The sequence below is a fragment of the Brevundimonas pondensis genome (assembly GCF_017487345.1).
GTDB lineage: Bacteria > Pseudomonadota > Alphaproteobacteria > Caulobacterales > Caulobacteraceae > Brevundimonas > Brevundimonas pondensis.
Map to the genome: position 1 here is coordinate 3,285,735 of NZ_CP062006.1, position 13,501 is coordinate 3,299,235.

The 13,501-nt window shown below is 68.2% G+C and carries 13 protein-coding genes and 1 pseudogene; 9 read left to right on the forward strand and 5 right to left on the reverse strand.

Translation table 11 applies throughout. From position 1 onward, the window contains the following. Positions 1-29: 29 nt before the first annotated feature. The 3 genes from IFE19_RS16175 to IFE19_RS16185 all read left to right on the forward strand — a co-directional run bounded on the left by IFE19_RS16175 (position 30) and on the right by IFE19_RS16185 (position 3,288). Positions 30-1,004 carry a threonine ammonia-lyase gene (locus tag IFE19_RS16175; RefSeq protein ID WP_207824138.1) on the forward strand — a complete coding sequence of 325 codons (975 nt, stop codon included), beginning with the start codon at positions 30-32 and terminating at the stop codon, positions 1,002-1,004. A gap of 60 nt (positions 1,005-1,064) precedes the next feature. After that, a complete protein-coding gene (locus IFE19_RS16180) occupies positions 1,065-1,520 on the forward strand; it encodes a MaoC family dehydratase (RefSeq protein WP_207824140.1) in 456 nt (151 codons plus the stop codon). 94 nt (positions 1,521-1,614) lie between these two features. Continuing rightward, positions 1,615-3,288: an MHYT domain-containing protein gene (locus IFE19_RS16185; protein WP_207824142.1), complete on the forward strand. Its 1,674-nt coding sequence runs from the start codon at positions 1,615-1,617 to the stop codon at positions 3,286-3,288. On the opposite strand, the gene IFE19_RS16190 is transcribed toward IFE19_RS16185, so the two are convergent. Further along, the gene (locus tag IFE19_RS16190) at positions 3,285-4,217 is read right to left on the reverse strand and encodes a Gfo/Idh/MocA family protein (RefSeq protein WP_207824144.1); all 933 of its coding nucleotides are present in this window, start codon (positions 4,215-4,217) and stop codon (positions 3,285-3,287) included. The two genes, IFE19_RS16185 and IFE19_RS16190, sit on opposite strands and share 4 nt — an antisense overlap. A gap of 5 nt (positions 4,218-4,222) precedes the next feature. After that, positions 4,223-5,383: a DegT/DnrJ/EryC1/StrS family aminotransferase gene (locus IFE19_RS16195; protein WP_207824146.1), complete on the reverse strand. Its 1,161-nt coding sequence runs from the start codon at positions 5,381-5,383 to the stop codon at positions 4,223-4,225. Between the two features lie 200 nt (positions 5,384-5,583). Here IFE19_RS16195 and IFE19_RS16200 point away from each other — a divergent pair, with 200 nt between their 5' ends. From IFE19_RS16200 to IFE19_RS16210, 3 genes and pseudogenes are all read left to right on the forward strand, one after another. Next, a complete protein-coding gene (locus IFE19_RS16200; protein ID WP_207824149.1) occupies positions 5,584-6,690 on the forward strand; it encodes an AGE family epimerase/isomerase in 1,107 nt (368 codons plus the stop codon). After that, positions 6,669-7,208: pseudogene (locus IFE19_RS16205) on the forward strand (D-glycero-alpha-D-manno-heptose-1,7-bisphosphate 7-phosphatase); the annotation flags it as partial. The gene IFE19_RS16200 and the pseudogene IFE19_RS16205, both read left to right, overlap by 22 nt. 68 nt (positions 7,209-7,276) lie before the next feature. Then, positions 7,277-8,173, forward strand: a complete 897-nt coding sequence (locus IFE19_RS16210; RefSeq protein ID WP_207824153.1) for an alpha/beta fold hydrolase — start codon at positions 7,277-7,279, stop codon at positions 8,171-8,173. Between the two features lie 63 nt (positions 8,174-8,236). Here IFE19_RS16210 and IFE19_RS16215 read toward each other — a convergent pair whose 3' ends face one another. Together IFE19_RS16215 and IFE19_RS16220 are read right to left on the reverse strand one after the other, a co-directional pair. Beyond that, positions 8,237-8,461: an alkylphosphonate utilization protein gene (locus IFE19_RS16215; RefSeq protein WP_207824154.1), complete on the reverse strand. Its 225-nt coding sequence runs from the start codon at positions 8,459-8,461 to the stop codon at positions 8,237-8,239. 103 nt (positions 8,462-8,564) lie between these two features. After that, entirely contained in the window at positions 8,565-10,610 is a 2,046-nt protein-coding gene (locus IFE19_RS16220; RefSeq protein WP_207824156.1) for an NAD(+) synthase, read from the reverse strand. Between the two features lie 166 nt (positions 10,611-10,776). Here IFE19_RS16220 and ftsY point away from each other — a divergent pair, with 166 nt between their 5' ends. From ftsY to IFE19_RS16235, 3 genes are all read left to right on the forward strand, one after another. Next, positions 10,777-11,712, forward strand: coding sequence for a signal recognition particle-docking protein FtsY (gene ftsY, locus IFE19_RS16225; protein ID WP_207824158.1), 936 nt, complete (start codon positions 10,777-10,779; stop codon positions 11,710-11,712). A gap of 3 nt (positions 11,713-11,715) precedes the next feature. Continuing rightward, positions 11,716-12,360 carry an inner membrane-spanning protein YciB gene (locus tag IFE19_RS16230; protein WP_207824160.1) on the forward strand — a complete coding sequence of 215 codons (645 nt, stop codon included), beginning with the start codon at positions 11,716-11,718 and terminating at the stop codon, positions 12,358-12,360. A 243-nt stretch (positions 12,361-12,603) separates the two neighbouring features. Continuing rightward, complete coding sequence (locus IFE19_RS16235) at positions 12,604-13,251, forward strand: MarR family winged helix-turn-helix transcriptional regulator (RefSeq protein ID WP_207824163.1); 648 nt, start codon at positions 12,604-12,606, stop codon at positions 13,249-13,251. On the opposite strand, the gene IFE19_RS16240 is transcribed toward IFE19_RS16235, so the two are convergent. Continuing rightward, positions 13,248-13,487, reverse strand: coding sequence for a hypothetical protein (locus IFE19_RS16240; protein ID WP_207824165.1), 240 nt, complete (start codon positions 13,485-13,487; stop codon positions 13,248-13,250). The genes IFE19_RS16235 and IFE19_RS16240 overlap by 4 nt on opposite strands. Between the last annotated feature and the right edge of the window lie 14 nt (positions 13,488-13,501).

The following is a 13,501-nucleotide window of genomic DNA, read 5'->3' on the forward strand; positions in this document are numbered from 1 at the left end:
AGGCTGCGTCCGCGCGTAAGAGGGAACCTATGCATACGCCCAGCTTCGAAGGCGTCCTCGACGCCACCCGCCAGATCGCCCCCGCCGCCGTCCGCACGCCGCTGATCGAGCATCCGGCCCTGAACGAAGCCGTCGGCGGCCGTGTGCTGATGAAGGCCGAGACGCTGCAGGTGGCGGGGGCCTTCAAGTTTCGCGGGGCCTATAACCGCATCAGCCGCCTGACGGACGACGAACGCAAACGCGGCGTCGTGGCCTATTCTTCAGGCAATCATGCGCAAGGGGTGGCGGCGGCGGCCCAGGCAGTCAGCACCCGCGCCCTGATCGTCATGCCCTCGGACAGCCCGACGGTGAAGGTGGAAGGCGTGCGCGCCTTCGGCGGCGAGGTGCGCTTCTACGACCGCTGGAGCGAAAGCCGCGAGGCCATCGGCGCCGAGATCGCGGCCGAGCGCGGCTCCATCCTGGTCCCGCCCTTTGACGACCCCTTCATCATCGAAGGCCAGGGCACGGTCGGGCTGGAGATGCTGGAACAGGCCAGCGTCCCCATGGACCAACTGCTGTGCGGCGCCTCGGGCGGGGGCCTGATCGCCGGGATCAACCTGGTCATGGCCGAACAAAGCCCCTCCACCCGCGTCATCGTCGTCGAGCCCGAGGCCTTTGACGACACCCGCCGCTCGATGGAAGCGGGTGAACGGACCCCTCACCCACAGGGCGCGCCCTCCATCTGCGACGCCCTGATGGCCCCCCTGCCCGGCGAGCTGACCTGGCCCATCAACCGACGCCTCGCCGGCGCCGCGACCGTCACCGACGCCGAGGTCGCCGAAGCCATGCGCTTCGCCTTCCGCTGGCTGAAGCTGGTGATCGAACCGGGCGGCGCCGTGTCCCTGGCGGCCCTGCTGTCGGGCAAGGCCCCGGCCAAGGGCCTGACCACCGGCCTCGTCCTGTCCGGCGGCAACGTCGATCCGGGCCTGTTCAGCGCCATCATCGAGGGGCGTTTCGCGGCCTGACCCCGCCCCTTGCGCCCGCCCGCGACGCAGTGAAGGCTGCATCAAACGGAGGGGCCCCCGATGACGAAGCCGAGCGATCTGCCATCCCTGGTCGGCCAGGAGGTCGGCCTCAGTCGTTGGATCACCATCGATCAGGCCCGCATCGACGCCTTCGCCCGGATCACCGAGGACGAGCAGTTCATCCACGTCGACCCCGAACGGGCCAAGAGCACGCCCTTCGGCGGGACCATTGCGCACGGCTTCCTGACCCTCAGCCTGGCCTCGGCCATGAGCTATGACGCCGTCGCCCCGCTAGACGGCGTGGTCATGGGGGTCAACTACGGCTTCGACAAACTGCGTTTCCTCGCCCCGGTCCCGGCGGGGTCGAACATCCGCGGCCGCTTCACGCTGCTGTCCGCCGAGGACAAGGGAGGCGGCCGCTGGCTGCTGAAGCACGAACTGACCGTCGAGATCGAGGGCGCCGACAAGCCGGCCCTGATCGCCGAATGGTTGTCAATGCAGATGGTGAACGTCTGACGACTGACCGTTTCTGGCGCTGGACAAGAGCCGGATAACGGCGCTCCAGTAACCACAAAACTCCGCGCACGGTCAGATCGAGGGAGGCTGGACAGTGCACCCACACGGCGTTTCCGTCTTCGACGGCCTGTCCTTCCTGGTCGCCGTCTTCGCCGCCTGGACGGCGCTGGACCTCTTCCGGCAGGTGCGCAGCCGTCAGGGCGCCGCTCGCCTGGTCTGGCTGGCGACCGCGGCGACCGTCATGGGCGGGGGTATATGGTCGATGCATTTCATCGCCATGCTCGGCGCCGAATCCGGTGCGGCGGTTCGCTATGATCCGACGCTGACCGTCGTTTCCTTCCTGCTGGCGGTCGTCGGCTCCAGCCTCGCCTTCCTGATCGCCGCCAGTCGAAAGGGTCGTCTCGGCCTGGTCCTGGCCGGAGCGATCATGGGCGCCAGCATCTGCGCCATGCACTTTGTCGGCATGGCCGCGCTGAGAACCTCGGCGACCCTGGCCTATGCCCCCGGCGCGGTCGCCCTGTCGGCGGCCATCGCCCTGTTCGCCTCGATCGCCGCCCTGTTCGCCGTCGAACAGGATCGTTCGCGTCTGTGGCGGCTGACGGCGGCGCTGATCCTGGGATTGGCGGTCGTCGGCATGCATCACGTCGCCATGGCGGCCCTGACGGTGACCGCAATCCAGACGGCGGCGCAGGTGCAACCCCCCGGCGCCTCGCCCCTGATGCTGGCCGTCGGCGTCACCGCCGTGACCCTCGTCATCCTCTTTCTGGCCCTGGCGGCCTCCATGATCGGACAACGCGACAAGCTGATCTCGATCATAGATGCGGGCGGGGTCGGCTATTGGGAACTGAGCCTTCCGGGACAGACCCTCTGGCTCTCTGGACGCGCGCGCAAATACCTGGGCGTGGCGCGCGGCGCGCCCTTCACCGTGGACGACTTCACCCGCAAGCTGAAACCCGAAGATCTGCCTCGTCGCGCCGCGACCCTGACACGCGCGCTCAAGGGCGACGGCGAATACAATGCCGAGTATCAGATCCGGGACAGCGGCCACTGGCTGCAGTTGCGCGGCCGGTTGATCCGCTCACGTTCGGGCCGGGCGATCAAGCTGGCCGGGGTCGTCATCGACGTGACCGACCGGCATCAGGCCTTCGCCGCACTGGCCACCAGCGAGCACCGCCAGCGCCTGCTGATCAATGAGCTGAACCACCGGGTCAAGAACACCCTGGCCACCATTCAGTCCATCGCCGCCTTGACCGCGCGGCGGTCGACCAGCGTCGAGGACTTCATGCGCCTGTTCGAGGCGCGGCTGATCGCCCTGTCCGACACCCACAACCTGCTGACCGCCAATGGCTGGGAACGCGCCCGCCTGCGCGATCTGATCCTGCTGGAGTTCCGTCCCTACGCCGAGGACCGGCTGCGGATGCAGGGCCCGGAGGTGACGCTGGAGGCCGAACAGGCCCTGTCCATGGGCCTGATCCTGCACGAACTGGTGACAAACGCCGCCAAATACGGCGCCCTCAGCTGTCCTGAAGGGGCGCCCGGCTGGATCGATGTCGCCTGGCGCGAGGCTGACGCCGACGGTCTGATCACCCTGGACTGGATCGAGCACGGCGGCCCGGCCGTCGCCCCGCCCACGCGCTCAGGCTTCGGCTCGCGTCTGATCGACACCAGCATCCGCACGACGCTCGCCGGATCGGCGGCCATGGACTACGCCGACGGCCGCCTGCATTGCCGCCTGAGGTTCCGTCCGGGCGCCGCGCCTAAGGCCTAGGGCTCGCCCAGGCAGCGCAGGGCGACTTCCAGATTGCGCAGGCCGTCTTCGCCCGAGACCGCCGCCGTCTCGCCGGTGCGGATGGCGTGGACGAAGGCCTCGTGTTCCTTCTTGAGCGGCTCGGCCGGCCAGGAGTTCAGCATCCGCGTCGAATAGGAACCGTCCGGCTGCTGGCCGAAATACTCGGTCACCTGGCGGGTGATCAGGTCGGCGACGATGAAGCGGTTCTTGGTCGCCACCTGCAGGGTGCGGGTCTTGTAGGGCGTGACCCAGTTGGTGGTGATATGGGCGATCACGTCATTGGCCATGCGGAACTGCAGCAGGGCCGAATCCTCGCGCGAGGCGTGGGTGTGGCCCAGCAACGACTGGACCTCGACGACCTCGGACCCCGTCAGGTGACGGATGATGTCGATGTCGTGCACCGCCAGGTCGATGACCACCCCGACCTCGCCCATGCGCGGCGGGAAGGGACCGACGCGGGTGATCTGGATGGAGATGATCTCGTCGCCGTCGATGGCGCGCTTGACCGTGTCCACCGCCGGGTTGAAGCGCTCGACATGGCCGACCATCAGCACGCGGTTGTTGGCCTTGGCCGCGTCGATCATGGCCTGGGCGTCGGCGGTCGTGGCCGCGATGGGCTTCTCGACCAGCACATGGACGCCCGCGTTCAGCAGGGCCACGCCCAGCTCGGCGTGGAAGCGGTTCGGCGTAGCGATGACGGCGGCGTCCAGACCGGCGGCGACAAATTCCTGCGCCGTCGTCACAGCGGTCGCGCCATAGGCGGCGGCCACGCCCTCGGCCGTCACGGCGTCGGGATCAAACACCGTCGTCAGCTCGACGTCGCGCAGTTCCGACAGGACGCGGGCGTGGTTGCGGCCCATGACGCCGGCGCCGGCGACGCCGATCTTGAGGGGGGTCTGCTGGGTCATGAGGATCAGGCCTTGAAGCTGGCGACGGCGGCGATGATGCGATCCTGCGTCGCCGCATCCAGATCCGAATGCATCGGCAGGCTGATGACGCGCTCCATCAGACGCTCGGTCACCGGCAGACCTTGCGGTCCGCGTGGATAATGGGCGTAGGCCGGCTGCAGGTGCAGCGGGATCGGATAATAGACCGCCGTGGGGATGCCCTCGGCCTTCAGGTGCGCGGCCAGACCGTCGCGGTCCTCATGCTCGATGGTATACTGCGCCCAGTTGGAGACATTGCCCGCCGGCACGTCCGGCACGGCGGCGACATGGGCGCGCAGACCCTCGTTGTAGCGGGCGGCGGCGGCGTTGCGCCATTCGATCTCTTGCCCAAAGACCTTCAGCTTCTCGATCAGGACGGCGGCCTGGATGGTGTCCAGACGGCTGTTCAGGCCGATGCGCATGTTCAGGTATTTGGGGTCGTGATCGAAGGTCTTGTCCTTCAGATCGACCGCCACCGCCTTGCCGTGCACGCGGATGGAATCGATCAGCTGGGCCAGTTCGTCGTCATTGGTCAGCACCGCCCCGCCGTCGCCGTAGCAGCCCAGCGGCTTGGCCGGGAAGAAGCTGGTGGTGGTGATGTCGGCCCACTTCAACGGATGCTCGCCGTTCAGGGTGCAGCCAAAGCCCTGAGCCGAGTCCGAGATCAGCTTCAGACCGTACTTGTCGCAGATCGCCTTGATCGCCGGATAGTCGGCGGGCTGGCCGAACAGGTCGACGGCGATGACCACGCGCGGCGTCAGACGGCCTTCCTTCAGCGTCGCCTCGATGGCGGCCTCCAGATGGGCCGGGCTCATGTTGTAGGTTTTTTCGTCGACGTCGATGAAGACCGGCTCGGCGTCGAACCAGGGCACGACCTCGGCGGTGGCGGCGAAGGTGAAGCTAGGCACGAAGACGGCGTCGCCGCGCCCGATACCCCAGGCCATCAACGGCAGGGCCAGGGCGTCAGTGCCGTTGGCGCAGCCCAGGGCGTGCTTCGCCTGACCAAAGGCGGCCAGATCAGCCTCGAACTGGCGCACCTGCGGGCCCATGACCCAGGCGCCGCCGACGACGGCCTCCTGAACGGCGGCCTCGATCTTGCCGCCGAGGCGAAGGCGCTGAGCCTGAAGGTCGATGAAGGGAATGGTCATGAAGGGTCGCTCTCTCGGTGGGGGCCGCGCAGGCGGAACTCGGGTTCGGCGCGCGGGCGCGAAGGCGGATCAACTATCTTGAGCGCCTCCTACCAAAGCCCGGGGCCACTCGACAAACCCGCGAGGGTCACTTCGCGTTGCCGGTTGCAACGAAAGCGCCGCTTGGCAAAGTCCGCAAGCCTGCCTAAGCCCGTCGTCAGATGACGCTTTCGACGATGCAGAACCGGGTCCGCGACTGGCTGTTCGGCCAGGCCCTGCCCCTGTGGGCGAGCGCGGGCGTCGACGCCGAGGGTCGCTTCTTCGAAAAGCTGAACTTCGATGGCCGCCCGATCACGGGCCGCCCTCGCCGCACCCGCGTGCAGGCGCGTCAGGTCTATGTCTTCTGCGAGGCGGCGTCGCTCGGATGGGCGGATGGCGAGGCCGTCGCCCGCCGCGCGCTCGATGTCCTGATCCGCGACTACGGCCGTGAGGACAAACTCTGGATCCGCGCGACCGACGATGCGGGCGCCGTGATCGACGCCACGCCCGACCTCTACGACCTGGCCTTCGTCCTCTTCGCCCTCGCCGCCGCCCATCGCGTGCTGAGGGACGACCGCGCCCGACCGCTGGCGCTCTCCACCCTCGCCGCCATCGAAGCCCGCATGGCCGACCCGGTCCACGGCGGCTGGCAGGAGGCCCTGCCCCCCGTCCTGCCGCGCCGGCAGAACCCGCACATGCACATGCTGGAGGCCCTGCTGGCCTGGCAGGCCGTCGCCCCCGACCCGGCCTTCGAGGCGGCGGCTCGCCGCGTGCTCGACCTGTTCGCCGCCCGCTTCTTCGACCGCGAACACCTGATGCTGGGCGAGTTCTTCACCGCCGACTGGACGATCGCCCCCGGCGCCGCCGGTCAAGTCGTCGAGCCGGGCCATCACATGGAATGGATCTGGCTGCTGGATCAGGCCCGCCGTCTCGGCCTCGACGGCCATGAACGACAGGCCCAGGCCCTGTTCGCCTCGGCCCTGACCAACGGCGTCGGCGCCCGAGGCCTGATGGTTCGCGAGATCGATCGCATCGGCGTGGTCCGTGACGGCGGCGCCCGCCTGTGGGGCCAGACCGAGGCGATCCGCACCCTGTTATTGCGCGGCCAGACCGACCGCGCCCTGGCCCTGATCGAGACCCTGTTCGCCACCCATCTGGCGACGGCTGCGCCCGGTCTGTGGATCGACAGTTTCGACGCCGCGGGCGCGCCCCAGGACGCCGACGTCCCCGCCTCCAGCCTCTACCACCTGATGACCGCCTTCTCGGCCCTGCTGACGGAACCCGCATGAGCCGACCCATGAAGCGTCCTGCCGCCTTCCTCGACCGCGACGGCGTCCTGATCGTCGACAGCGGCTATCCGCATCGCCCCGACCAGCTGGTCCTGATCCCCGGCGCCGCCGAGGCGGTGAAACGGCTCAACGACGCCGGCTATGTCACCGTCATCGTCACCAACCAGTCGGGCGTGGCCCGCGGCCTGTTCAGCGAAGAGACCATGCACGGCTTCAACGCCCTGCTGGTCGAGCGCCTGGCTGAAAGCGGCGCCCGCATCGACGCGGTCTACGCCGCCCCCCATCATGCCGAGGCCGTGGAGGAGCGCTATCGCCATCCCGACCACCCGGACCGCAAGCCCAATCCCGGCATGCTGCTGCGCGCCATCGCCGAGCACAACCTCGACCCGGCCCGCTCCCTGATGATCGGCGACCAGCCCTCGGACCTGGAGGCGGCGCGGCGCGCGGGTGTGGCCGGCCATCGCTTCCCCGAAGGCGGCGACCTTGATCAATTCGTCGCGGGTCTGCTGACAGGCTGATCGCAATTCTTCATCTGGTGAATTAACCTCACAGCCAAGGCTATAAGAAACCGCCGGAGAAGACGTTCATGCCCGCCCAGACCTCGCCCTTCGCCGACCGCTATGTCGAACGTCGCTGGACCTCGCCGGACGGGCTCAACCTCTATGCCCGAGACTACGCCCCGGCGGCGGGCGAGGCGAAGCTGCCGGTCATCGCCATCCACGGCCTGACCCGCAACAGCGCCGACTTCGGCGTCATCGCCGGTCTGATCGCCCAAAGCGGCCGCCGCGTCCTGGCGGTGGACGTGCGCGGGCGCGGTCTGTCGGCTCGCGCCACCGATCCCATGACCTACACGCCTGACGTCTATGCGGGCGACATGACGGCCCTGATGGAGCAGACGGGGATCAGTCGGGCGGTCTTCCTCGGCACCTCCATGGGCGGCCTGATCACCATGGCCCTGACCGCGCTCCAGCCGCAGGCGGTCGCCGCCGCCATCATCAACGACGTGGGGCCGGAAGTGGCCCCCGAAGGCCTGGCGCGCATCGCGGCCTATACCGGGCGAAAGGTCGAGATCACGAACTGGGCCGACGCCGCCGCCTACGCCCGCGACATCAACGCCGTCGCCTTTCCCGAGTACGACGACGCCGACTGGGACGCCTTCGCCCGCCGCATCTTTCGCGAGGACGCCGACGGCCGGCCGGTGCTGAACTACGATCCCGACATCTCGGTCCCGATCAAGGCCGCGGGGGCTGCGGCCCTGGTCCCTGACCTGTGGCCGGCCTTCAGGGCTCTGGCGACGGAACGGCCGGCCCTGCTGGTGCGCGGCGGCGCCTCGGACCTGCTCAGCTCCGAGATCGCCGGACGGATGCGCGAGGCGGCGCCTGACATGGCCTTTGTCGAGGTTCCGGGGATCGGCCACGCCCCCATGCTGGACGAGCCCGAAGCCCGCGCCGGCATCCTGACCTTCCTGAACGACGTGGCCTGAAGCCTCCCAGGCGCCCTCGCCGTCATCCTCGGATCAAGCGCGAGGATGACGGCTGCAGCAACCTCAAGCCTTCTTCACGAACTCGGTTCGCAGGACGAGGCCGCGCACCTTCTCGACATTGGCCTCGATCTCATCGGGGTCGCCGGTCAGGCGGATGTTCTTGACCATGGTTCCGCGCTTCAGAGTCACCCCGCCCGAGCCCTTGACCTTCAGGTCCTTGATCAGGGTCACGCTGTCGCCGTCGGCCAGAATATTGCCGTTGGAGTCCTTGGTCACGTCGTCGGTCATGGTTGTCTCGCAGAAGGCGGGCGCGCACGGCGAACCCGCAGAATTAAAAGCGGCCTCAAGTAGCGCGAATGCGCGATAGGCCCCTAGTTAAAATCAGACGCCGTCAGGCGTCGGAAACATTGTTGTCGAGTTCGTCGAGCCAGACGCGGGCCGAGGAGTCCGACGGCGCTCGCCAGTCGCCGCGCGGCGACAACGAGCCGCCGGTCACCACCTTGGGCCCGTTCGGCACGGCCGAGCGCTTGAACTGGCTGGTCTGGAAGAAGCGGATCAGGAACTTCCTCAGCCACCCCTTGATGGTCGGCAGGTCATAGGCGACCCGCTCCGCCTCTGGCAGACCGGCGGGCCAGTTCCCCGTCGTCGCGTCGCCCCAGGCCTGATGCGCCAGATAGGCGACCTTGGACGGCTTCAGGCCGAAGCGGCTGATGTAGAACAGGAAGAAGTCGTTCAGGGCATAGGGACCGACGATGCTCTGCGTCGACTGGATCGCCCCGTCGGCGCCCGCCGGCACCAGTTCGGGCGAGATCTCGGTGGCCAGAATGGCGTGAAGCGTCGGCGTCGCCGCCTCGCCCACCAGGCCGCGCTCGGCCACCCAGCGGATCAGGTGCTGGATCAGGGTCTTCGCCACCCCGCCGTTGACGTTGTAGTGGCTCATGTGGTCGCCGACGCCATAGGTGCACCAACCCAACGCCAGTTCCGACAGGTCGCCCGTGCCCAGGACGAAGCCGTGGTTCTGATTGGCCAGGCGGAACAGATAGTCGGTGCGCAGCCCCGCCTGCACATTCTCGAAAGTGATGTCGTGCACCGGCTCGCCGTCCGCGAAGACATGACCGATGTCGCGCAGCATCTGTTCGGCGGCGGGACGAATGTCGATCTCAGCCCCCGTCACCTGCAGAGCCTGCATCAGCGCCCAGGCGTTGGACTTCGTCCCCTCGGAGGTCGCGAAGCCCGGCATGGTAAAGGCCAGAATGCCGGTGCGCGGCAACTCCAGCCGATCAAAGGCCCTGCAGGCGACCAGCAGGGCTTGCGTGGAATCCAGCCCGCCCGAAACGCCGATCACCAGGGTCTTCGACCCCGTCGCCGTCATCCGCCGCATCAGGCCCTGAACCTGAATGTTGAAGGCCTCGAAGCAGTCCTGATCCAGACGCGCGGCGTCGTCCGGCACGAAGGGGAAACGGTCCAGCGGTCGGATCAGGGCGCCGGTCGCTCCCTCCCCCGCCTCGAACGGAACCACGATCGCGGCCTCGCCTTCCAGACGGGCGCAGTCGGCGAAGGTGCCGTTGCGCAGACGGTCCAGACCGATGCGGTCCACATCCACGTCGGCCACGGTCAGATGGCTCTCCAGCGCGAACCGCTCGCCCTCGGCGATCCGGGCGCCCAGTTCGTGGATGGTGGCCTGACCGTCCCAGGCCAGATCGGTCGTGCTCTCTCCCCAGCCCGAGGCGGCGAAGACATAGGCCGACAGGGTGCGGCTGGACTGGCTGGCGCACAGCAGCGCCCTCTCGTCCGCCTTGCCGATGACGATGTTGGAAGCCGACAGGTTGCAGAGGATGCGCGCCCCCGCCAGCGCAGCCCGCGTCGACGGCGGCTGCGGCGCCCAGAAGTCCTCGCAGATCTCAACCGCGAAGACGAAGCCCGGCCGGTTGGTCGCCTCGAACACCAGACCCGGCGCGAAATCGACGCTCTCGCCGTTCAGGACGATGGCGTCCTCGCTGCGGCTGGCGGCGGGCGCGAACCAGCGCTTCTCGTAGTACTCGCGGTAATTGGGCAGATAGGTCTTGGGCACGACGCCCAGCACCTCGCCCCCGCCCAGGACGACGGCGCAGTTGAACAGGGCGTCGCCGTTGCGGATCGGCGCGCCGACGACGGCGATCACGCCCGCTTCGTCCGCGACCTCGGCCAGACGCGCCACCTGGCGCTCGACCTCTTCCAGCAAGGCCGCCTGCATGTGCAAATCGTCGATGGCGTAGGCGCTCAGCGACAGTTCGGGGAAGACCATCAGGTCCACGCCCGCCTCCCCCGCCTGACGGATCAGCCGCTCATGCTCTTCGGCGTTGGCCGCGGGGTCGGCGACATGGACCACCGGGGTCGCAGCGGCCACGCGCACGAAGCCGTGGGCGCGCGGGGCATGGAAGGGGTGCGTCTTCGCCATCAATCTTTCCGCTCATCCCGCCATGCGGGCTCCAGAACCCTAGGGCTGTACGATCAATATAGGGTTGCGACCCGAAGCCAAAGCATCGGGTCCCCGTCGCAAGCCGATCTCCGCAGCATGGTGGAAGTTCGTGACCTGCGAACCGCTGTCGGCTAAGGCTCGCAGCATGAGCGATACGCCCAAAAAAGGCTGGTTCCAGCGACTGAGCGCGGGTCTGTCCCGGTCTTCCAAACAGATGACCGAACAGGTCGTCTCGACCTTCGTGAAGGAGCCTCTGTCCGACGAGGCGCTGGAGCGTCTGGAAGAGCACCTGATCGAAAGCGACCTGGGCCCCGCCGCCTCGGCCCGCATCGTCGAGCGCTTCCGCGAGCTGCGCTTCGGCAAGAGCTCCGACGAGCGCGAGATCAAGGAGGCCCTGGCCGAGGCCGTGGCCGCCGAGCTGCTGCCGCGTCAGGCGACATTCGATCCCCTCAGCGGACCCAAGCCCTATGTCGTCCTCTTCGTCGGCGTGAACGGCTCGGGCAAGACCACGACGCTCGGCAAGATCGCCTCGGACCTGACGGCCAGGGGCGCCAGGGTGATGATCGTCGCCGGCGACACCTTCCGCGCCGCCGCCCGCGAACAGCTGAAAGTCTGGGCCGAACGCGCCGGGGCCGATTTCGAGAGCCGCCGCGACGGCGCCGACGCCGCCGGCCTGGCCTTCGACGCCTACACCAAGGCCAAGGCCGAGGGCTATGACGTGGTCCTGATCGACACCGCCGGGCGCCTGCAGAACAAGTCCGCCCTGATGGACGAACTGCTAAAGATCGTCCGCGTGCTCAAGAAGGTCGACGCCGACGCCCCGCACGAAACCCTGCTGGTGCTGGACGCCACCGTGGGCCGCAACGCCCTGGAGCAGGAAAAGATCTTCGGCCGCACCGCCTATGTCTCGGGCGTCGTGATGACCAAGCTGGACGGCACGGCGCGCGGCGGGGTCCTGGTTCCCGTGGCCCAGGCCTCGGACGCCCCGATCAAGCTGATCGGCGTCGGCGAAGGCGTCGAGGACCTGCAACCCTTCGACGCACGCGCGTTTTCCCGATCCCTGGTCGGGCTCGAGGACTGAGTGATGAGTGAAGCGACCGATACCAAGCGCCCGCAGTGGATCCGTCAGGCCGTCGACTTCGGCGCCCTGATCGCCTTCATGGCCGCCTATTTCATCACCCGCGACATGATCAAGGCCACCTGGGTCCTGGTCATCGCCTCAGCCATCGCCCTGGCCGTCGGCTTCGTGCTGGAGCGCCGCCTGGCCCCCATGCCCCTGATCACCGGCGGTTTCGCCCTGGTCTTCGGCGCCCTGACCATCCTCACCGACGACGACCTGTTCGTGAAGCTGAAGCTGACGGTGCAGAACGGCCTGCTGGCCGCCGTGCTGCTGGGTTCGCTGCCCCTGAACAAGTCGCCGTTCAAGGCCCTGCTCGGCTCGGCCATCAAGGTGACGGACGCCGCCTGGCGCACCCTGACCCTGCGCTACGGCCTCTATTTCCTGGCCGTCGCCATCGCCAACGAGGTCTTCCGCAGTCCGGCCGCCGTCACCGCCATCTGGTCGGCGCTGAACCTGGGCGCCCCCGACCCCAACGGCGTCTGGACCGCCTTCCGCGGCGTCCTGTGGATCGCCGCCTCCATCTTCGGCCTGTGCCAGGTGCCGCTGATCATGAAAAACATGATCAAGGACGAAGAGCCCGGCCCCATCTCGCCCGATACGGGGCTGTAAGTCACGCGGGAACCCTACTGCGCCTCACGGCCTCAAGTAGTGCGAAGCACGATAGGCCCACAGGAAGTGAGCGCGAAGCGCGGTAGGCCCCAGGACACTGGCCTCAAGCAGCCCGCAAGGGCGGTAGGCCAACAAAATGTCTTCAAACCGTCAGGCTTACCGTCGTCAAAGCGTAAAGCGCGGCTGTTAGCTGTCGCGCCATGTCCGGCCCCCTCCTCGCGGTCGGAACAAGGATCGAAGACGATGGTCAAGTCAGGCAAGCAGGCGAAGATCAAGGGCGGGCTGGCGGAATCGCCCAGCCACCTGATGCACCGGGTGTTGCAACTCTCGCTCGACATCTATGCCGAAGAAGCCGGCCCCGACGGCCTGACCCAGCGCCAGTTCGCGGTGCTGGAGGCGGTGTCAGTCCGCTCAGGCCTGACCCAGACCGATCTGGTCAAGGCCACCGGCATCGACCGCTCGACCCTGGCCGATCTGGTCGCCCGCATGACCGCCAAGGGCCTGCTGGAGCGCGAACGCTCGGCGCTGGACGCCCGCGCCAAGGCCGTGCGCCTCTCCGAAGCCGGTCAGGCCGCGCTGGAGGCCGCCCGCCCCCGCGTCGCCGCCGCCGACAAGCGCATCCTGGCCCTGCTGCCCAAGGCCCGGCGCGAGGGCTTCCTCGACCTGCTGACCAGCCTGACCGACGCCGCTGACGCCGCCCCCGAACAGGCCCGCGCCGAAGCCAAGATCGCCAAGAAGGCGGCCAAGGATGCGCGCAAGGCCGAGAAGGCCGCCAAGAAGGCGCTGGACGGCGGCAAGCCGAAAAAGAAGAAGAAGGCCGTCGAACCGGCGGCTGACACGGTCGCCGCCGACGCCGTCGTCATCCCGCTCAAGGACGTGGCGAAAGCCTAGACCCGGATATCCAGCAGGGAGCCCGGCCGTTGGTACCGCATGGTCCCCGAGGCTTCCTGAGTCTGCACCGACCGCACCGGCGTATCCGCCCGCGTCTCGACCGGCGCCGCGGCGGGCGTCGGCGCGCTCATGCCCATGGCCGCGCGGAAGAAGGCGGACTGGGAGGTTCTCAGCGCATGGGCCGCGCCGCCTGCGGGAGGCGGAAAAACCGGACGGTCTGAAGGAATCGCGGACATGGGGCGACGATCCG

What these genes read in the sequence shown, in the direction of transcription:
- IFE19_RS16175 (WP_207824138.1), top strand. Translation starts at nt 30, where the DNA reads ATGCATACGCCCAGCTTCGAAGGCGTCCTCGACGCCACCCGCCAGATC.
- IFE19_RS16180 (WP_207824140.1), top strand. Translation starts at nt 1,065, where the DNA reads ATGACGAAGCCGAGCGATCTGCCATCCCTGGTCGGCCAGGAGGTCGGC.
- IFE19_RS16190 (WP_207824144.1), bottom strand. Translation starts at nt 4,217, where the DNA reads ATGACCCAGCAGACCCCCCTCAAGATCGGCGTCGCCGGCGCCGGCGTC.
- IFE19_RS16195 (WP_207824146.1), bottom strand. Translation starts at nt 5,383, where the DNA reads ATGACCATTCCCTTCATCGACCTTCAGGCTCAGCGCCTTCGCCTCGGC.
- IFE19_RS16200 (WP_207824149.1), top strand. Translation starts at nt 5,584, where the DNA reads ATGACGCTTTCGACGATGCAGAACCGGGTCCGCGACTGGCTGTTCGGC.
- IFE19_RS16210 (WP_207824153.1), top strand. Translation starts at nt 7,277, where the DNA reads ATGCCCGCCCAGACCTCGCCCTTCGCCGACCGCTATGTCGAACGTCGC.
- IFE19_RS16215 (WP_207824154.1), bottom strand. Translation starts at nt 8,461, where the DNA reads ATGACCGACGACGTGACCAAGGACTCCAACGGCAATATTCTGGCCGAC.
- IFE19_RS16220 (WP_207824156.1), bottom strand. Translation starts at nt 10,610, where the DNA reads ATGGCGAAGACGCACCCCTTCCATGCCCCGCGCGCCCACGGCTTCGTG.
- ftsY (WP_207824158.1), top strand. Translation starts at nt 10,777, where the DNA reads ATGAGCGATACGCCCAAAAAAGGCTGGTTCCAGCGACTGAGCGCGGGT.
- IFE19_RS16230 (WP_207824160.1), top strand. Translation starts at nt 11,716, where the DNA reads ATGAGTGAAGCGACCGATACCAAGCGCCCGCAGTGGATCCGTCAGGCC.
- IFE19_RS16235 (WP_207824163.1), top strand. Translation starts at nt 12,604, where the DNA reads ATGGTCAAGTCAGGCAAGCAGGCGAAGATCAAGGGCGGGCTGGCGGAA.
- IFE19_RS16240 (WP_207824165.1), bottom strand. Translation starts at nt 13,487, where the DNA reads ATGTCCGCGATTCCTTCAGACCGTCCGGTTTTTCCGCCTCCCGCAGGC.